Source organism: Bordetella tumulicola (assembly GCF_965138755.1).
GTDB classification, from domain to species: Bacteria; Pseudomonadota; Gammaproteobacteria; order Burkholderiales; family Burkholderiaceae_B; genus Bordetella_A; species Bordetella_A tumulicola.
In genome coordinates, this window is record NZ_CBCSFP010000007.1 from 42378 (window position 1) to 60597 (window position 18220).

General features: G+C 58.4%; 18 protein-coding genes and 1 pseudogene. 12 read left to right on the plus strand and 7 right to left on the minus strand.

All coding sequences use genetic code 11. The features are described 5' to 3' along the window. Positions 1-68 precede the first annotated feature (68 nt). A complete protein-coding gene (locus ACNAZS_RS17305) occupies positions 69-389 on the minus strand; it encodes a 4a-hydroxytetrahydrobiopterin dehydratase (protein WP_415791539.1) in 321 nt (106 codons plus the stop codon). Between the two features lie 114 nt (positions 390-503). Beyond that, complete coding sequence (locus ACNAZS_RS17310; protein WP_415791541.1) at positions 504-1010, minus strand: DUF1440 domain-containing protein; 507 nt, start codon at positions 1008-1010, stop codon at positions 504-506. Positions 1011-1517: 507 nt separating this feature from the next. Between ACNAZS_RS17310 and ACNAZS_RS17315 the strand changes: the two genes are divergently transcribed. From ACNAZS_RS17315 to ACNAZS_RS17350, 8 genes and pseudogenes are all read left to right on the plus strand, one after another. After that, the coding region (locus ACNAZS_RS17315) for a nitrilase-related carbon-nitrogen hydrolase (protein ID WP_415791543.1) at positions 1518-1958 on the plus strand (441 nt) is incomplete at its 3' end. Position 1959: 1 nt separating this feature from the next. Next, a pseudogene (locus ACNAZS_RS17320) lies at positions 1960-2420 on the plus strand (nitrilase-related carbon-nitrogen hydrolase); the annotation flags it as partial. A gap of 106 nt (positions 2421-2526) precedes the next feature. Continuing rightward, on the plus strand, positions 2527-3705 hold the full coding sequence (locus ACNAZS_RS17325) for a substrate-binding protein (RefSeq protein WP_415791545.1): 1179 nt from the start codon (positions 2527-2529) through the stop codon (positions 3703-3705). Positions 3706-3801: 96 nt separating this feature from the next. Then, entirely contained in the window at positions 3802-4635 is an 834-nt protein-coding gene (locus tag ACNAZS_RS17330) for a branched-chain amino acid ABC transporter permease (protein ID WP_415791547.1), read from the plus strand. Further along, positions 4628-6670, plus strand: a complete 2043-nt coding sequence (locus tag ACNAZS_RS17335; protein WP_415791549.1) for an ABC transporter permease subunit — start codon at positions 4628-4630, stop codon at positions 6668-6670. The genes ACNAZS_RS17330 and ACNAZS_RS17335 overlap by 8 nt, the downstream gene beginning before the upstream one ends. Before the next feature lie 4 nt (positions 6671-6674). Continuing rightward, a complete protein-coding gene (locus ACNAZS_RS17340) occupies positions 6675-7388 on the plus strand; it encodes a branched-chain amino acid ABC transporter ATP-binding protein (protein ID WP_415791551.1) in 714 nt (237 codons plus the stop codon). A 157-nt stretch (positions 7389-7545) separates the two neighbouring features. After that, entirely contained in the window at positions 7546-8697 is a 1152-nt protein-coding gene (locus ACNAZS_RS17345) for a transporter substrate-binding domain-containing protein (RefSeq protein ID WP_415791553.1), read from the plus strand. A gap of 2 nt (positions 8698-8699) precedes the next feature. Then, positions 8700-9329: an ANTAR domain-containing response regulator gene (locus ACNAZS_RS17350; protein WP_415791555.1), complete on the plus strand. Its 630-nt coding sequence runs from the start codon at positions 8700-8702 to the stop codon at positions 9327-9329. A 93-nt stretch (positions 9330-9422) separates the two neighbouring features. Here the strand turns inward: ACNAZS_RS17350 and ACNAZS_RS17355 are convergent, their stop codons facing one another. From ACNAZS_RS17355 to ACNAZS_RS17365, 3 genes are all read right to left on the minus strand, one after another. Continuing rightward, positions 9423-10544 (minus strand): M14 family metallopeptidase, encoded by a 1122-nt coding sequence (locus ACNAZS_RS17355; protein ID WP_415791557.1) that lies wholly within the window; start codon positions 10542-10544, stop codon positions 9423-9425. Next, positions 10544-11899, minus strand: coding sequence for an MFS transporter (locus ACNAZS_RS17360; RefSeq protein ID WP_415791559.1), 1356 nt, complete (start codon positions 11897-11899; stop codon positions 10544-10546). Before ACNAZS_RS17360 ends, ACNAZS_RS17355 begins: the two co-directional genes overlap by 1 nt. Positions 11900-11992: 93 nt before the next feature. Beyond that, positions 11993-12889, minus strand: a complete 897-nt coding sequence (locus ACNAZS_RS17365; RefSeq protein ID WP_415791561.1) for a LysR family transcriptional regulator — start codon at positions 12887-12889, stop codon at positions 11993-11995. A gap of 211 nt (positions 12890-13100) precedes the next feature. On the opposite strand from ACNAZS_RS17365, the gene ACNAZS_RS17370 reads away from it, so the two are divergent. From ACNAZS_RS17370 to ACNAZS_RS17380, 3 genes are read left to right on the plus strand one after another with little or no spacing between them, the layout of a single operon-like run. Continuing rightward, positions 13101-13487: a helix-turn-helix domain-containing protein gene (locus ACNAZS_RS17370; protein ID WP_415791563.1), complete on the plus strand. Its 387-nt coding sequence runs from the start codon at positions 13101-13103 to the stop codon at positions 13485-13487. 6 nt (positions 13488-13493) lie between these two features. After that, entirely contained in the window at positions 13494-14597 is a 1104-nt protein-coding gene (locus ACNAZS_RS17375) for a carboxynorspermidine decarboxylase (protein WP_415791565.1), read from the plus strand. A 33-nt stretch (positions 14598-14630) separates the two neighbouring features. Further along, positions 14631-15926 (plus strand): saccharopine dehydrogenase family protein, encoded by a 1296-nt coding sequence (locus ACNAZS_RS17380; RefSeq protein ID WP_415791567.1) that lies wholly within the window; start codon positions 14631-14633, stop codon positions 15924-15926. Positions 15927-16114: 188 nt separating this feature from the next. On the opposite strand, the gene ACNAZS_RS17385 is transcribed toward ACNAZS_RS17380, so the two are convergent. After that, positions 16115-16282 (minus strand): hypothetical protein, encoded by a 168-nt coding sequence (locus tag ACNAZS_RS17385; protein ID WP_415791569.1) that lies wholly within the window; start codon positions 16280-16282, stop codon positions 16115-16117. A gap of 272 nt (positions 16283-16554) precedes the next feature. On the opposite strand from ACNAZS_RS17385, the gene ACNAZS_RS17390 reads away from it, so the two are divergent. Beyond that, positions 16555-17025 (plus strand): MEKHLA domain-containing protein, encoded by a 471-nt coding sequence (locus tag ACNAZS_RS17390; RefSeq protein WP_415791571.1) that lies wholly within the window; start codon positions 16555-16557, stop codon positions 17023-17025. Between the two features lie 77 nt (positions 17026-17102). On the opposite strand, the gene ACNAZS_RS17395 is transcribed toward ACNAZS_RS17390, so the two are convergent. After that, on the minus strand, positions 17103-17981 hold the full coding sequence (locus ACNAZS_RS17395; RefSeq protein ID WP_415791573.1) for a helix-turn-helix domain-containing protein: 879 nt from the start codon (positions 17979-17981) through the stop codon (positions 17103-17105). Positions 17982-18220: the final 239 nt, after the last annotated feature.

Sequence of the window (18220 nt, forward strand, 5' to 3'; positions counted from 1 at the left end):
GCCGGCGTTGTGTAAGCACCTGGCATGCGCCGCGTCACCGATACGCCTGAACCTGGCTGGCCCGCCCCTTACCCCGCTTTGTCAGCCACGTCCTTGGGAACAGCCGCTTCATTCATGAAGCGGGCCATGCGCACGTCCAGGTCGGTCACGCCGCCAGCCGAATGCGTGGTCAACACCACATCAACGCGGTTGTATACGTTGAACCATTCCGGATGATGATCGAGCTTCTCGGCCTGCATGGCCACGCGCGTCATAAAGCCAAAAGCGGCGTTGAAGTCCTTGAACTGGAAGCTTCTCTGTATAGCATCTCGTTCGGCGTGCGCTTGCCAACCGGGCAGTCCAGGCAGCACAGCCTGTGCACCAAGGCGCGGCAAAGAGGGCTTGTTCATAATAAGTCTCCTAAAAAACACGACCACTGAGGCGCGCGAGAAAGACGGCAATGTGCGGACTGAAGTGATCCAGGACCTACCGTTTGCAGCCCTCAGTGGCGGGACGCTGGCGGTTTAGTCCGCCGACCGGCGCAGCAGGGCACGGCGCACGCATTCGATCGTCCAGATCCACATAGCCGTGCCAACGACCTCCGAAATGAGTCCCGCCGACCCCATATCCCACGGAAGCGGCGCGACGCCCAACAACGGAAGCACGATGCCATGCGCCCCCACCGTGGCGACCAGCCATCCGAATGGTACCCCCCACCAGACGCCAGCCTTTGGGCACCGTTCCACCAGCCAGACATACGCCAGCGCGATGACGATCGAGAACAGGATATGGAACCCGTTGCCGCCCCAATTCACCACAGTTTGATTAAAGACATAGTTCATTGTCGCCGCATCAAAGCCCATCATGTCGAGCAGACCAATCGGCGGCGGCACCGCGGTGGGCAACCGGGGAGGAAGCACGGTTTCCACCCCGGACTTGACCATTGCGGAAATAATACCGGCGACGATGCCCACGCCGACCAGTGTGCCTAGCGCGTTCTTGCGTGGGTGAAACATGTCAGATGCCTGCACGATAATTTCCTCTAAGAAAGAGCCCGGGCTATTGGCCCAACACAAAGACCTCCGTGTTTTCAGAGCATAACCTGCTCATGTAATCTGACAGAGACTTTGTCGTCGCCTCTTTGCCGTTTGGCGTACCGCAGCTTCCCACGTCATCCGGTTATTCAATTCGCACTTTTAAAGTGCTGGCAAAGCCAAGCCCCCGAAAACTGAAGCCGCCAGGGGCTGATCAGCCTGATGTGCGGCCGTCGTCAATACCAGTTGCATCCTGTCGATGGGGAAATAACAGACAGTGGTCCGGGCGGTAAGCGGGTATCAATGCCAGCGGCGCGAACTTCGGGTTAGCCTGTATTGACCCATGGCAATCCGGTCCCTAGAATTTAATTCATGACTTACCTGCGCGCAGCATCGCGCTCAGGCAGCGGCAATAATTGCCGCTTACACATTTAGGTTGGCTATAGAAGCCCTCGACTTTCACGCTTACGCGTGGTCGAGGGCTTTTTTGTTTTTGGAGATCGAATGGACACCTATCCCGCCGGGCACGATGCCGGCATGCCCGCGTATCCCGACACGCTCATTGCCTGCGTGCAGATGCACCCCACCATAGGCGACGTAGCCGCTAACCTGGCGCGTTCCACCACGCTCATCGAAGACGCCGCTGCCCGCGGCGCCAAGCTGGTCGTGCTGCCTGAACTGGCCAATACCGGCTACATGTTCGCCAGCCGCGACGAAGCCTATGCCCTGGCCGAGCCCGTGCCGTCGGGCCCGTCGTCGCAAGCCTGGATCGCACTGGCCAAACGCCTAGGCATCTTCCTGGTGGCGGGCATTACCGAACGCGACGATGACAAACTGTACAACTCAGCCATTGTCGCCGGTCCGCAAGGCTATCTTGGCACCTATCGCAAACTGCACCTGTGGGGCGATGAAAACCTGTTTTTCGAAGTAGGAAACCTGGGCCTGNCGGTGTTCGACACCGGCATCGGCAAGCTGGCCGTGGCTATTTGCTACGACGGCTGGTTCCCCGAAGTGTTCCGTCTGCAGGCCATGCAAGGCGCGGACATCGTGGCCGTGCCCACCAACTGGGTGCCCATGCCTGGGCAAACGCTGGAAGGTCCCGCCATGGCGCATTCGTTGACCATCGCGGCGGCGCACAGCAATGGCCTGACCATCGCCTGCGCGGATCGTGTCGGCGTGGAACGCGGACAACCATTTGTAGGCCGCAGTCTGATCGCGGGATCGCAAGGATGGGTCGTGGCTGGCCCCGCTAGCCACGATCAGGAAGAAATCCTGATCGCCGCCGTGAACCTACGGAAAATACGGTATAGCCGGCAATTAAACGCCTTCAACCACGTGCTGCGCGACCGCCGTGCCGACGTGTACGACCCCATGCTGGGCAGCGACTACACGCGTTCGGCACGCTAATCGCGATCGCGCCCACCGGCAACCAGCAACTGCAACATCGCATCGTAGTCTCCGTACCACCTTCAATGCAAAACCAAACGGCGCACCGCCCCCAAGGAGAAACCTCATGAAATCCGTATCACGTTTATTGCGTGCCGGCGCCACGGCCGCCGCCCTGGCCGCGGCGTATGCCGCCATGATCCCCGCCGCCCAGGCTGCCGACCCCATACGCATAGGCGTCCCGGTCGGACTGTCGGGCGCCAACAGCGTCGTGGCACCCGCGGTCGTGCAATCGTCGCAACTAGCCGTAGATGAAATCAACGCAGCCGGCGGCATATTGGGTCGCAAGGTCGAACTGGAAATCGCCGACGACGGTTCGGGCGCCATCGGTGCGCAAAAAGCGTACGACACGCTGGTGTTTCAGAAAAAAGTCGACGCCATCATCTCCATGGAAACGAGCGCGGCCCGTAACGCCGCGCTGCCCATCGTGAACCGCGGCAAGGTGCCGTATATCTACACGTCGTTCTACGAGGGCCGTTCGTGCAACCGGTGGATGCACGTCAATGGGTGGGTGCCGGAACAGCAGGTCGCACCCATCGTCGACCACTTCATGAAGGAACAAAAAGCCAAGACGTTCTTCCTGGTGGGAAGCGACTATGCATTTGGCCGCGGCATGCTGGGCTTCACGCGCCAATACATCGAAAAACAAGGCGGCAAGGTCGTAGGCGAAGAATACCTGCCTATGGACGGCAGCGACTGGACCACAGTAATTTCCAAAATACGGTCGGCCAAGCCCGACGCGCTGATCAGTTCCACCGCCGGCGGCGGCCCGAATGTCAGCCTGGCCAAACAGGTCAAGGGCGCAGGCCTGACCATGCCGTATGGCAACCTGGCCATCGACGAAGGCACGGCCAAGACCATGGGCGAAACGGCGAACGGCATGTACATGTCGGCATCGTACCTAACCAGCATCGACAGCGCCGCGAACAAGAAATACCTGGACGGCCTGAAAGCGAAGTTCGGCAGCGACACCAAGACCGCCAATGAATTGTCAGAACCGCAATACGAAGGTTTTTTCCTGTACAAGGCCGCCGTTGAAAAAGCCGGCAGCCTGGACGGGAAAAAAGTCGTCGATGCATTGAGCCAGGTGTCCTTCGACGGCCCGCGCGGTCCGGTACAAATGGACAAGCAACGCCACGCCGCGCTGTCGATGCGCCTGGGTCAGGTGCAGGCCGACGGATCGATCAAGATCCTGCAGACGTTCGACAAGGTCGACCCGGGCGCGCAGTGCCCGAATCTGAAGTAAGCACGGCTAGTCATAGCGCGGCTTGCGGCGGGGCCGGCCAGGCGCACCATGCGCCACCGGTTACCTGCCGTGCAATGGCACGCGCGGGAGAACACTATGGGTATGTTGCTGGATATTCTTAGCACCGCGGCGATGCTGTATATCGTCACCGCCGGGCTGATGATGATTTTCGGAGTCATGAAGATCGTCAATTTCGCCCACGGCGCCATCATCACGCTGGGCAGCTACGCCAGCTTCGTGGTGACGCGCTTGGGGCTAGATCCCTGGATCAGCTTGCCATTCGCGCTGGTCGTGGGCGTGGTCACAGGCATGCTAGTTGAATGGCTGATCGTGCGGCCGCTCTACAAGCGCCCGCTGGATGCCATCCTGGCCACGTGGGGTCTGGGTATCGTCATAGGCCAGGCCATCACCATCAGCTTTGGCCGTGAAGTCCAGTTCGTGGATTCGCCGGTCCAGGGGGCGCTGTCGGTGCTGGGCACCGAATATTCCGCGTACCGCTTGCTGCTGATCCCGATCGCAGTGGCGCTGTGCCTGCTGATGACGGCGTTGCTGAGCGGTACGCGCTTTGGCGTAAAGACCCGCGCCGTCATCATGAACGAAGACCTGGCCAAAGGGCTGGGCATCCATTCAGGACGCATCCGCTTCATGACCTTCAGTCTGGGCGCGGGCCTGGGCGCGCTGGCGGGCGCGTTGATCACCCCGCTGTCCAGTGTGGACCCAAACATGGGACTGCCTTGGTTGATCAGCGCATTCATGCTGGTCATGGTATCGGGCCATTCCATGGCCAGCCTGCTGTTGACCTGCGTGGTGTTTGGCGCCGTCCAGGTCGTAGTCAGCACCGTCGTCAGTCCCATCCTGGGCGGCGTCACGATTGCCGTGCTGGCCGCATTGACGCTGCGTATACGACCCCAAGGATTCGCCCATGACTGACCGCGCCTATTCCGATCCGGCTGCACGAAACCACGGCGCCGACTCAGCCGCGCATGCCGGCTTGCGTGCCACCTCCGGGGACGCCACCCCCGACACTGCGGCTCGTCGCACCCGTCGCGCCAGCGAATTGGGCTGGCTGGCCGCGATCTGCCTAATCCTGACCGTTGCCGGCCCGTGGCTGTTCGACACGTACTTGCTGAACATCTTGATCAAGGCCTTGTTCTTTGCAATCGCGGCCGTCACCGTTGATTTGCTGTGGGGCTATACCGGTTACCTGACCTTTGGTCAGTCCGCGTTTTTTGGCGTGGGCGCATATGCCGCGGGGTTGGTGTTTACGCATTTGGGATTCTCGCCCGGCATGGCCTGGCTGGCATTCGCGGCCGCGCTGGGTGCCGCGGCGATTGTCGCGGCCGTCACTGGATGGCTGTCGTTCTATCGCGGTGCATCGCCTTTTTTCGCCACGGTCATTTCGCTGGTGCTACCCATCGTGCTGACACAACTGGCGTTGTCGGGCGGCACGTTCACCGGATCGTCATCGGGCTTGACCGGCTACGAAACGTTCGACCTGTCGCTGGAAGCCTGGTATGTGATCGCCGCGCTGTCCTTGTCCGTCATTGCCTTGCTGGCCTGGGTCGCGGTGCGCAGCGACGGTGGCCGTTTGCTGGTGGCGTTGCGCGACAACGAATCGCGCTGCGCCTACCTGGGCATGAACACCGCGTCGATTCGCATTGCGCTGCTGGTCGTGTGCGGCACGGTGGCCAGCGCGGCGGGCTTTGGGTACGGCGCATTCAGCGGCGTGGTCGCGCCCGAACTGGCTGGTTTCGTATTTGGCACCGAACTGATCATCTGGGTAGCGCTAGGCGGGCGCGGCACGATCTGGGGGCCGGTCATCGGCACCATAGCCATCAACGTGGCCGCATCGTATTTAAGCGGCAGCATGCCATTTGTGTGGCAACTGATCCTGGGCGTGGCATTCATTGCCGTGATCCTGCTGTTGCCACGCGGGCTGCTGCCCTTGTTGCTGGCGCTACTGGGCCGCCGCACGGCCGCCGCGCCCGCCCCAGACCTGCGTTCGCGGGCAGTGACCGTCAGTGCTGGCATGCCAGGCGCATCGGCATTAACGGGGATGTCGGCATCCGCGGTGCAACCGGCCAGCCGCGTGGCCCTGTCGTCGACCAGCGCCACTGCCTCGGCCCTGACGATGCACGGCGTGGCCAAGCACTTTGGCAGCCTGAAGGTGCTGGAAGGCATAGACCTGCAGGCCGACGGCGGCGAGCTACTGGGTCTGATCGGTCCGAACGGCGCTGGCAAGACCACGTTGATGCGCTGCATCAGCGACGGCCAGGAACGTTCGGCAGGCACCATCCAATTGTGCGGCCACGACATTGCGCACCATGCCCCCGATCGATGCGTGCGATTCGGCCTGGGCCGCAAGTTCCAGAACGCCAATGTGTTCGATACATTGACGGTGGCGGAAAGCCTACGCATAGCGTCCACGCTGCGCGCAGCGCCATCGTGGCTAAAACGCGCGCCGCACCTGGCATTGCCGGACTACGCGCTGGAAGTCCTGCGCACCACCGGACTGGACCGCAAGCTGGACACCATCACGCACGACTTGTCCCACGGCGAGCAGCAGGCGCTGGAACTGGCCATGGTGCTGGCGCTGGAACCGCGCGTCATCCTGCTGGACGAGCCCACCGCGGGCCTGACCAAGACCGAACGCACGCAGATCGGGCAAGTACTGTCGTCGCTGGCCCATACCTATGGATTGTGCTGCCTGCTGGTAGAACACGACCTGGATTTCGTGCAGGAGGTCGCCACGCGTATCGTGGTGCTACACCAGGGCCGCATCGTCATGCAAGGCAGCTTCAAAGACGTGGTGGAATCGGAGCTTGTGCGCACCATCTACGCCGGCACGGCGCAAACCGCCATGGGCACGGACGCCGAAAACCTGCAACGCCAGGCGGGGCAACACAGTGCGCCGGATGCGAGCACCCCATCCGCGTCCGCGCTCATCCGCCCACAAGGAGCCTGACGCAATGATCACGTCCACCTACACCCTGAGCATCGACCGCGTCGCCAGCGGCTACAAGTCTTCTATCGTGCTACAGGACATTTCGCTATCCATCCAGGCTGGTGAATCCGTAGCCTTGCTGGGCAAAAACGGCATGGGCAAAAGCACCTTGCTGAAAACCATCATGGGCTACCTGCCCAAAAAACGCGGCAGCGTGCACCTGGCCGACCGCGACGCCACCCGCATGCCGCCTTACCAGATCGCGCGTTGCGGCGTGGCGTATGCCGCGCAGGAACAACCGCTGTTCCAGGACTTGAGCATTCGCGACAACCTGCGGTTAGGATTGGCCAACGACGGCCAGTTTGACGAACGCTTCGACAGCGTGACCGAAGTTTTTCCCGTATTTCGCTCGCGTTTGCGGCAACACGCAGGCACCTTGTCGGGCGGCGAACAGAAAATGCTGCTGGTGGCGCGCGCGCTGATGATGCGACCCACCTTGCTATTGCTGGACGAAATTACTGAAGGGCTGCAGCCTTCGGTCATAGACCGACTGGCGCAGGCCCTGTTGTGGGAACGCGAACGCCGTGGCACCACCATGCTGATCGTCGAACAGAACGTAGCGTTCGCGCTGAAAGTCGCTGACCGGTACTTGATGTTGAAGCAAGGCAGCATCGTCGACCAGGGCCATGTGCACGAGCCCGACGCGGCGACGCGCATCTTTGAGCATTTAAAGGTGTAACGCGCGCAGCGCATCTGGATGACCATGCATCTAGGTGTGGGCCTTGCTGTGAATCTGCCTATGCATCCGTCCGAGCGCGCTTTCACGCAGCAACGCGCGGGCGCGGTATGCTGCGGGAACATGCGCGTCGCCTTGTTTTTCCGTGGAACGAATAATCATGACGTCCTCTACCCCTACCGCCCCCGACAGCCCAGGCTGGCGCGTGGGCGTACTGTATTCGCGCACCGGCGTATCCGGTATTACCGAATCGCAGCATTTTTTCGGCACCGTGTTGGCCATCGAAGAAATCAATGCGCTGGGCGGCGTGTTGGGGCGCATGCTGGATCCGGTGGCGTACGACCCGCGCAGTGACGCCGACGAATACCGGCGCCTGGCCGGCCGCTTGTTGCTGGACGATGAAATCAACGTGATTTTCGGCGCCTGCACGTCGCATTGCCGCAAGGCCATGCTACCGGTGGTCGAGCGCACCAACGCGCTGCTGTGGTATGCGTCGGTGTACGAAGGTTTCGAGTATTCACCCAACGTCATTTACACCGGCGCATCACCTAATCAAAGCAGCATGCAACTGGCCGCGTACCTGATGCAGCATTGCGGCAAGCGCATATTCCTGGTGGGTGCGGACTACATTTATCCCCGCGAAACCAACCGCATTCTGCGCGAAGCCGTCGAAGACCATGGCGGCGAAATCCTGGATGAAATTTACCTGCCACTGGGCTGTGCGGATAGCGACATTCACGACGTGATCCGCGATATCCAGGCCATAGATCCCGATGTGGTGTTTTCCACGCAAATCGGCAGCGACGCGCTGCGCTTCTACCGCCGCTTCCACGAGGTGGGCCTGCACGCACGGAACATCCCGATCGCCAGCCTGACCATGACGGAATCGGAAGTCCGCGAAATCGGCGCCGATGTCTGCATCGGCCACATCACGGCTGCGCCCTACTTCAACACGCTGCAGAATCCGCGCAACGATCACTTCCTGCAGCGCTGGCACGCACGATTCGGCGACCGCCCGGCCAGCGTATATTCCGAGGCCTCGTACAATCAGGTTCATTTGTTCGCGCGAGCATTGCAGCGTGTAGGCAGCCTGGACACACGCAAACTGGTGCAGGCCACGCATGACGTATCGCTGGATTCGCCCGAAGGTCCACTGTCCATCCTGGCCGAAAACAATCATTGCGTGTTGACGCCGCGCATAGGCGTGTGCGGACCCAATGGCCGTTTCGATGTGGTGTGGCAAAGCGCCGAACCCGTCAAGCCGGATCCCTACCTGACCACGTTCGGTCTGGACGAATTCTGGCTGAGGTAAGCATGGACCCTAGTCTTCGCCGCCTATATGAAGATCTGCGCAGCGTGGCCGTCGCCGTGGTGTACCCGCCCGGCGAAGACCGCGACCTGCTGATCGATCAGCTTCAGCGTATCGGCTGCCGCATCCATTTGTACTGGCCGTTCCCGGAGCATCCGCCCGCTGGCGCCGACGTCGTGTTCTTCCAGGTGTCGCAGGTGCTGCAGAACAGTTCCGCCTGGTGCGCCAGCGAGGTTGACGCCACGCTGATCGCACTGTCCGAATACGAAACGCCCACGACATTGAAACTGTTGCTAAAGACCAATGCCCACGGCGTACTGACACGCCCGTTCCGGTCGGCTGGGATCCTGAGCACACTGGTACTGGCGCGATCGGCCAAACAGTTCCAGAACCGCCAGCAAAATAAGATCGACAAACTCGAAGGCACCATCAAGTCACGGCGCGTCATCGAAAAAGCCATTCGCGTGTTGATGGATCACCAGCATCTGGGCGAACGCGAATCTTACGAACACATGCGGACCCGCGCCACGAAACTGCGTGTCAGCGTAGCCGAGGTGGCCGCCATGATCCTGGAAGCCAGCGAAGCCATGGAGAAACTGGGCCTGGGCGGCGCGAAGCCCAAGCCCCCGCGGTGATGTGCAGAGGCATGCGTCAGCTTGGCTGATTCCCATTCGGCGTACAGATAGCCAAAAGTTGTGGGTAATTGCAAGGTTTGCCGGCTGCTTACTTTAATTCGACGACGTTCTAGTTCGTAAGGACTGCTGATCCATACCCAGCAAGCACTGAATGACAGCTGTCCTGAACTGACCGACCACCATTCCGTACCAATCATCCTCCTCGACAAAAAAGCATCGGCGGAGCTCCTCCCGGACTTCATTCCGGAGGGCAGAATCCTCCGGTTCCTGGTTCATGTAGCACCAATGATCTGCGCGAAGCGCCTCGAGCATTCGCATTAGCGGTACCGTGCCGAATTCGAGTGCGATAGTCGCGCCCTGAGCCTGGGAACATTCCTCGCTCAACGCCCGCAGCATAGGCCCATTGATTTCGAACATGACCGAATCTGTACGAACCGGCGATATGACGTCCGCCCCCCACCAAGCGCTGGCAACTTCAAATTCCTGTGCTTTACCAATGAACACCTTTTCGCAGTTTCCTCTTGGGCCGAGTCCTGTATGAAGGTCTATCCAAGCAATCTGCTGCGCGGCCTTGGCACGGGTCCGAAGGAAATGACGAATGACAGAATTTGACCAGCTTGGGGACGTGCCTCCAAAAAAGAGTCCGTTCGGCACATCGTATTGCCCTCGGAAGAGAGTTTGGCCGTAATTGTCCTCCCCGATTTCGGCAATCCGACGCGATAACTGCGCGGCGTTTTTCTCGTCGGCAGGCCACGTTGTCGGCAGCAGCATGCTGGCAAGCTCCTGATACGCGTCGTTTTCAGGTAGGGTGCCGTTGAACGATAGGAAGTTTCGATTAACGTCAATATTGTCTTCATTGACACGACGGCCATAAGAAAACCCGTGCGGATTCACTGCGTGGATGATCGCAATAGCGACGCCCAGATCCTTCGCACGATCCAGCAACGAGTCGTCTTTAAGCAATGCAATCTGACACCCGGATCCGCAAAATCCTTCTACCCCATGTATTCCGGAGCTGACGATCAGCAGTCTATCGGCGTCTTCAGGACCTATCCACACAATGTCGGTGGCCAGTGCCTCATCGTGTAGCCCTCGCCTTGCAGGCAACACATTCTCAGTATGGCTCAGCTGGCGGTCACGCGCCGCAAGCAGAAACTTGTCTCTCGCCTCTTGATAGGTTGCCGAAAAACAATCAGGAATATGGATATCCAGCATCAGGCCCTCCTGAGAATGCTATCGGTAGACAAGCCCGCATTTCCAAGCGACAACTCAGTCTCATCAAGATTTTCACCAGTGCGGTCCCTGATCCAGAACAGAACAGCTGACGAGATCATAGTGATCACTAGTAGGTACCAGGCTGGTGCAAGCTTGTTGCCGGTTTCATGCACAAGCCAGGTGAGAACAAATGGTGAAAATCCACTGAAAACAGCGACGACGGTGCTGTACACCACCGACAGTCCGGTCGCACGAACGTGGCGAGGAAAAATTTCAGTCAACATGACTAACAGTGCCGGAAACTGTGACGTCAGAAAGACGCTAAGAACACCCACCAGCAGGTACAACTTCGGTGGTGAAGGCTCGGCAAGCAACCATAGAAACGCCGGAAACAACAATCCCAAAAGACACACTCGTGACCAGAAGATCATCGGTTTTCTCCCCCATCGATCAGCGAGGCGACCTGAGAGCGGCGCGACAATGAAATTGACGACACCAAACACGACACCGGCCCATACGCCTACGTGAACAGGAAGTTTCAACTCCCTGGCTGCGAATGTGGGGAGATAAAAAGCAATGATGTAAATACCTACGGTGCAAGAGACAAACAGCAGGCTCGCCTGAATCAACTCGCGCCAATAATCTGCAAATAGAATCCGTACCTTGGCCCGACGCTCAGAGCTATCGGCTCTTGGCCCGTTGTCGACATGCGTCTCGTGTAGCTGCCGGCGGATATACATGCCGACTGGCGCGATCACCATGCCTAGCACAAATGGCGCCCGCCAACCCCAACTATCTAGCGCGTCTGGCGGTAAATAAGAAATAATTGAGCTAGCGACAAATGCCCCGAGCATTACGCCCAGGCCTTGGCTGGCGACCTGCCAGCTCGCCATGAATGCCCGATCATTTCGTCCCGAATACTCGACCAGCAACGTAGTAGATGCACCGACCTCTCCGCCGGCTGAAAACCCCTGGATCAGCCGAGCTGTGACAATGACGAGCGGCGCAAGAACGCCAATCTGCGCAGGCGTTGGCGCAAACGCAATCATTGCGCACCCCAGGGCCATCAGGCTAATCGTCAGTCCCATGGCTTTCTTACGGCCATGTTTGTCAGCGTAACTACCAATCACAATACCGCCAAGCGGCCTTGCCAAGAATCCCACGCCAAATCCGGCAATTGCCAGCAGAATTTGTGCATAGGGGCTCAGCGATGGAAAGAAGACGCGTCCAATAGCGCTCGTCATGAACCCGTAAACCGTGAAGTCGTAGAACTCTAGCGCGTTACCAACGGTGATAGCTGTTATTGCTCGCCGTTTGCTCAACGGCTTACCCACAGTACTGGCTGTCTCGCCCATTTTTTTCCCCGAGGAGTTAGTTGTGGGCCATCCTAAACCTCGATCACACAGACGAAAAGACAAGCAGCGGTTGGCAGCGATAAGCAGTGCTTCTCACTTCTGAAGGCGATTGGCGTAAAACCGTAGGCAATCTAGAAAGTTCTGAGCAGCCGGTGTAAGAAAAGCATGCTTCCTGGTTACCACGCAAACCTCCAGGGGTGCCAACGCTTGCGTGAGGGGTAACTCGACCAGACCATAATGGGGGAACTCGCTTGCCACCATCGTTTTGACGAAAACGCCAATGAGGTCGGAGCTTCCCACCAGTCGCAGGCCCATTGCGGTCGATGTACAAGTCACAATCTGACTGGGCAGCCTGAGGTAACCGCCAGAAAATAGTTGCTTGAAAAGTGCTGGGCCACTTTCGTTATCGTAGGGCAAGAGCCACTCGGCTGCGGGGACATCTTCGTCGCTAAATGCCTCAAGGATTGGGTGCCCGACACGGACTGCTGCAATCATCGAGGTTTCATAGAGAACACTGACATCCCAATCAGGCAAAGTGCCAGGAAGAACCTGCGAAATGATGAATTCGATTTCACCGCTCATCAGCTTGGGCAATGAGGATGGGATTGAAGCTTCATTCAACTTCAGTTCGACGTGCGGATAATTTTTCCTGAAATGCGCGAACGCCGGGGGCAGTACGTCCAAGGCGGCCGCTGTTGAAATCGCAATCGACACCACACCCTTCGAACCGTCGCGAATTTGCTCCAGCTCATTACCCGCACGCTCGATGTCCAGGCAAATAATCCTTGCACGCTTTTCGAGCGCTTCGCCGAATATCGTGGGTATCACACCGGAGGCGCCACGGTGAAAGAGCTGTACGCCCAGGAAGGCCTCGAGTTCTTTAATCGCTTGCGTAACGGCAGGTTGCGTCAAATTCAGCGCGCGAGCGGCTCCTCTGACGCTGCGGTGATCGAACACGGCCAGAAACGCACGTAGCTGATGGGTTTTCATCTGTCACCTCGACGTTGCATGCGGGGTACTTTCGCCTCGCCGCATGCATGATATATCGGCTTGCCCTGACTGCCCCTAGGAGTAATTCGATCGCCCTAAATATGGCCTTAATTGCATATTCCTTAGAAAGCATATAGCATGCAGGGCATATTGGCGCTTGCCTGGTATTTCCGGCAACTCTCCATGCCCGATCACCAAGCAAATCACGCATATGCCCAAAAAAACGAAAAAGGTCATTATCACGATGGCCGACAACAGACCCAAGCGCGGCAACGGCAGTAAATCCCCAACTGACATCCAGGCCGTCAAAGTCAGCACGCTCAAAGATCTGCGTAAAGCCACACAGCACACGCAGGACGACCTGGCCGCCGCAATGGGCGTGGGTCAAGGCACGATTTCCCGCATCGAAAAGCGCCACGACATGCTGGTCTCCACCCTGCAGCACTATGTGCAAAGCCTGGGCGGGACGCTGCAGATCCTGGCTACGTTCCCCAACCGTGCGCCGCTGCTCGTCGAGAGCCTCGGCAAGAAAATCTCCAAACCCTCTAAGGATACAAACAACAAACCGGCCGAGTCGAAGCACTCGCCGGGCACCTGATACGCAATGCACACATTACCCACGCCCTATTACTTGATCGACAAATCCGCGCTGCTGCGCAACATGGCAGTGATGGACACTGTGCGAGAACTCTCGGGCGCCAAGATTTTGCTGGCGCTCAAGTGTTTTGCGACATGGTCGGTGTTCGACCTGATACGCCCACACATGGACGGCACCACGTCGTCATCCCTATACGAAGCCAAGCTCGGTTCTCAGAAATTCGGCGGCGAGACCCATGCGTACAGCGTCGCGTTCGCCGATCACGAAATTGAAGAGGTCGTCGCCCATTGCGACAAGATCATCTTCAACTCCATCGCCCAGTTCGAACGGTACGCCTCACACGCTCAAGGCAAACCCGTGGGGTTGAGGCTGAATCCCGGCGTGAGCGTCGCGGGCTTCGATCTGGCCGATCCGGCCCGCCCCTTCAGCCGCCTGGGTGAGCGCGATCCCGATCGCATTCTGGCGATCATCGACCGGCTCGACGGCGTCATGATTCACAACAATTGCGAAAACGACGATCTCGAGCGTTTCGATGAGCTGCTCACCCAGGTCGAACAGCGTTACGGCCAGGTGCTACAGCGCCTGAAATGGGTCAGCCTGGGCGGCGGCATCAGCTTTACCGCGCCCGGCTATCCGGTTGCGCAGTTCAGCAAGCGCCTGCGCGACTTCGCACGCAAGCATGATGTGCAGGTTTATCTCGAACCCGGTGAGGCGGCAGTACGCCACAGCGCCACACTGGAAGTGAGCGTGTTGGACCTCGGCCACAACGGCAAGCACCTGGCTGTCGTCGACGCGTCCACCGAAGCCCATATGCTCGATCTCCTGATCTATCGTGAAACCGCGGCCTTGGGCTCCGATGAGGGTGACCATCAGTACATGATCTGCGGCAAGACCTGCCTTGCCGGCGATATATTCGGCGAAGGCCGTTTTGCCTCGCCGTTGCAGGTCGGTGATCGAATCTCGATCGGCGATGCCGCGGGTTACACCATGGTGAAGAAAAACTGGTTCAACGGCGTCAACATGCCATCGATTGTCCTGAAAGAAAGCGATGGCTCCATGCGCGTAATACGCGAATTTTCCTTTAGCGATTACGTCGACAGTCTGTCCTGACAGTCCATAATCAAGAAACGGGGGGATAGCCCAATGAAGCGCAATGTTCTTATTATCGGCGCCGGCGGCGTGGCTCACGTGGCAGCGCATAAATGCGCGCAGAACAATATTCTGCTCGGCGATATCCATATCGCGTCGCGCACACTGAGCAAATGCCACGCGATCATCGCATCTATCAAGGCAAAGGGCAGCCAGCGAGGCCCGGGGTTGCTAAAGGCGCATGAGCTCGATGCCATGGACGTGGCCGCCACCAAGGCGCTGATCCGTTCCACCGGCGCGCAAATCGTCATCAACGTAGGTTCGCCTTTCCTGAACATGTCGGTCATGACGGCATGCATCGAAACCGGCGCCGCTTATCTGGACACCGCCATCCATGAGGACCCATCACAGGTGTGCGAAGCGCCACCTTGGTACGGAAACTATGAATGGAAGCGCCGCGATGCTTGCCTCAAGGCCGGCGTGACCGCCATCTTGGGGGTAGGGTTCGACCCCGGCGTTGTCAATGCTTACGGTCGCTTTGCCATGGACGCCTATTTCGATAAGGTCGATTCGATCGACATCATCGATATCAACGCCGGCAACCATAACCGCTACTTCGCCACCAACTTTGATCCCGAAATCAACTTCCGCGAGTTCACTTCCACGGTCTGGTCCTGGGAAGACAGCCAATGGAAAGCCAACGCCATGTTCGAGCGCAAGCACGATTGGGATCTTCCGGTCGTCGGCAAGCGTACCGCCTACCTGACCGGACACGACGAACTCCATTCGATGTCCAAAAACCTGGGCGTGCCCAATATCCGCTTCTGGATGGGTTTCGGCGAGCACTATATCAACGTGTTCAACGTGCTCAACAACCTGGGCCTGTTGTCCGAGAAGCCCGTGCGCACTGCCGAAGGGCTGGAAGTCGTACCGCTCAAGGTAGTCAAGGCAGTATTGCCCGATCCCTCGTCGCTTGCGCCGACCTATACCGGTAAAACCTGCATCGGCGACCTGGTCAAGGGAACGAAGAACGGCCAACCTCGAGAAGTGTTCGTCTATAACGTGTGCGATCACAAGGAGAGCTACAAGGAAGTCGGTAGCCAGGCCATTTCCTACACCGCCGGCGTGCCGGTCGTCGCGGCGGCCATGCTGATCGCCGATGGCGTTTGGGATGTCGGCCAGATGGTCAACGTAGAAGAGCTCGATCCCAAACCGTTCATCGGACTCATGAACCGCATCGGACTGGTCAGCCGCGTACGCGACGCTGCAGGCGAGCGCGTCCTGGACCCCTATGCAGAAGCGCCGGCAAAGTCTCGCTCGTCCACGCCGGTTGCAGAAACAACGCGTTGAACGAGTTTCGGCGTCTTATCATTGTAAAAAAGGACTTAGCGATTGCTCGCTAAGTCCTTGATATTTCTAGTGAACAGCCGGTAACTCGAACACTCGACCTACGGCTCAAGCATCCGTCTTGCCGCAAAGCGTGCTGCCGGCCTCTAGGCGAGGATCATCAGCGGGACACGCCGAGAGCAGACCTCCGATCACCGCCCTCGCGCCGCACCGCGCCCGATGGTCTTGCGATCATGAGCGGATTTGGCGTTCTTGATTCCCCCGCTGTTGCCTTGCCCGGGCCAGCGGGCTTGTTGCTTCAGGGCAGGCGTCGCGCCTTCCGGCTTCGCTTTCTCGGGTGCCTTGTCTTTCTTATCCATTTCAATCTCACGGTAATACGGTCAGAGCGAAATCGCTCATATCAACCAGCATAGGCCATATTCGCGAACAATGCCCGTCTTGTCTTGCTGGACCAGAGCCACATCGCTGTTCCCACGCTGAGATTGCCATGTTTCTAGCAGCCACCCCAACTAGGCCACGAGAAGCATAGGAGAAAAAAACGGCGTTGATAGGAGCGCGCCGACAGCGGTATGGGTTATGTTTGTAGTGGCTGGTGCTAGTGTAAAACGCAATTTCAATCTAAGTGGATCTCATGAGTCGCCGAACAGATACTGATTTTTTTCAACTGCTCACGGACAGCTATCTGCGCATCGTTGGGAAGCCATTGGTCCCCCCCGATGTACCTGCATATGCCGCGATGGAATGGATCTATCATCATGCGCCCTTCGGTCTATTGGCGCACGATACCAGCGAGGATCCTCGCTTCGTCTATGGAAACCGGCAAGCGCAATTGATCTTTGGATATAACTGGGAGGAGCTTATAGCATTACCTTCCAGACTTTCGGCCGCTGCACCGGAACGCATCGAACGGGAGAAATTCCTTCGCCAGGTCGAGAAGGATGGTTATGTATCCGACTATCGCGGCGAACGGATTACCAAAGAGGGGCGAAGATTCTGGATATCTGATGTGACCGTGTGGCAACTCGTCGACGAGGATCATGTATTGCATGGACAGGCTGCACTCATTCCGTACATTGGCTCGGCACAGTTGCAACGTACCTAGGTGGTCGGATCAGTGAGCTTCCGAAGAGAGTGCGAATGATACCGGGTGTCAGGCTCGCACCACGGTGCCTGACCTATCTAAGAATGCTGCGCGAGCATGTCCTCAAGCAACCGGGCGCCTTCCGAGCCGCGCTTGCAGATACTCCACAATCGGTCGAACAATTGCACGTGCAGGTCCACGGCTTCGGGATTGGACGTGATACTTGCCACGCCTACATGCAGGTTCGGCAGCTCCGCAATGCGGAATGGGCTTGTACCCAGCAGCACCTCGTTGCCTTTATAAAAAAGCTGGAACGCCACATTGGGGACGATATCCTCGACCAGGCCGATCTGTACGCCCACCGGCTCGGCCTTCATCATGTTGGCCAGATGTTGCACCTCGCGTCTCGCTGCCATGCGGCGTTTGGCAACAACGTCTTCGGGCAAGCCCAGGCGCCCGACCAATCCCAGCGTGACCAGCCGACGCAGTTCTTCAAGCGAAGTCAGGCAGGTAATGGATGGCTTGCGTTCGCGCGCCTGTTTGCGCCGTTCGCTCAACGTACGCAGCAGGGCGCGTTGCTCGTTTTGCCGATCGGCGCGCTGCTCGGTATCAGACACCGATTCCTGCAGCATGATTGCAAGGTCGTGGTCGTAGGACTCGGTCGTCAATAGATACGACAATGGGCTGAACAGGGCCACGATGTGGCTCGCATTCTCTTCCAGTTGCTGCATGCGCGCCTGATAACTGGCTGCATTCGAATGGTATTCAGCCCCTACGCCTAATAGCGATGCCAGACTGGTTCCCAAGATGGCGGCAATGCTCTCGAGCACGTCGACCTTGATGATATCGCCCTGTTCGATGCGATATAGCGCCGCGCGCGATACGCCCAGCCTCGACGCCAACTGGTCGGCGTTGTATCCGGCGCCGAGCCTGTAGGCGCGCACCCGCGCACCTATCTCGGCAAGATTGAATCCCATACCCATGTGTTGTGTGTCCACCCGCTAAACCATTGCTCTTCGAGGAGTTCGGACCAGAGACAGTGTATCAAAAAAAAGACGGTGCACGATGCTTTTTTCGCCATCGGAGTCCTGCAGTCTCGTCATCTTTAATAGATGATTACAGGGATTCAGCCGGCATGATCGATCTTTCGACGCGGGTTTTCACCTATTATCGCAGTGTCAATGTTATTCAATAATTAGATCACGTATAAAAATTG

Coding starts and splice junctions, on each gene's coding strand:
- ACNAZS_RS17305 (WP_415791539.1), bottom strand. CDS start 389: ATGAACAAGCCCTCTTTGCCGCGCCTTGGTGCACAGGCTGTGCTGCCT.
- ACNAZS_RS17325 (WP_415791545.1), top strand. CDS start 2,527: ATGAAATCCGTATCACGTTTATTGCGTGCCGGCGCCACGGCCGCCGCC.
- ACNAZS_RS17330 (WP_415791547.1), top strand. CDS start 3,802: ATGGGTATGTTGCTGGATATTCTTAGCACCGCGGCGATGCTGTATATC.
- ACNAZS_RS17335 (WP_415791549.1), top strand. CDS start 4,628: ATGACTGACCGCGCCTATTCCGATCCGGCTGCACGAAACCACGGCGCC.
- ACNAZS_RS17340 (WP_415791551.1), top strand. CDS start 6,675: ATGATCACGTCCACCTACACCCTGAGCATCGACCGCGTCGCCAGCGGC.
- ACNAZS_RS17345 (WP_415791553.1), top strand. CDS start 7,546: ATGACGTCCTCTACCCCTACCGCCCCCGACAGCCCAGGCTGGCGCGTG.
- ACNAZS_RS17350 (WP_415791555.1), top strand. CDS start 8,700: ATGGACCCTAGTCTTCGCCGCCTATATGAAGATCTGCGCAGCGTGGCC.
- ACNAZS_RS17355 (WP_415791557.1), bottom strand. CDS start 10,544: ATGCTGGATATCCATATTCCTGATTGTTTTTCGGCAACCTATCAAGAG.
- ACNAZS_RS17360 (WP_415791559.1), bottom strand. CDS start 11,899: ATGGGCGAGACAGCCAGTACTGTGGGTAAGCCGTTGAGCAAACGGCGA.
- ACNAZS_RS17365 (WP_415791561.1), bottom strand. CDS start 12,889: ATGAAAACCCATCAGCTACGTGCGTTTCTGGCCGTGTTCGATCACCGC.
- ACNAZS_RS17370 (WP_415791563.1), top strand. CDS start 13,101: ATGCCCAAAAAAACGAAAAAGGTCATTATCACGATGGCCGACAACAGA.
- ACNAZS_RS17375 (WP_415791565.1), top strand. CDS start 13,494: ATGCACACATTACCCACGCCCTATTACTTGATCGACAAATCCGCGCTG.
- ACNAZS_RS17380 (WP_415791567.1), top strand. CDS start 14,631: ATGAAGCGCAATGTTCTTATTATCGGCGCCGGCGGCGTGGCTCACGTG.
- ACNAZS_RS17385 (WP_415791569.1), bottom strand. CDS start 16,282: ATGGATAAGAAAGACAAGGCACCCGAGAAAGCGAAGCCGGAAGGCGCG.
- ACNAZS_RS17390 (WP_415791571.1), top strand. CDS start 16,555: ATGAGTCGCCGAACAGATACTGATTTTTTTCAACTGCTCACGGACAGC.
- ACNAZS_RS17395 (WP_415791573.1), bottom strand. CDS start 17,981: ATGGGATTCAATCTTGCCGAGATAGGTGCGCGGGTGCGCGCCTACAGG.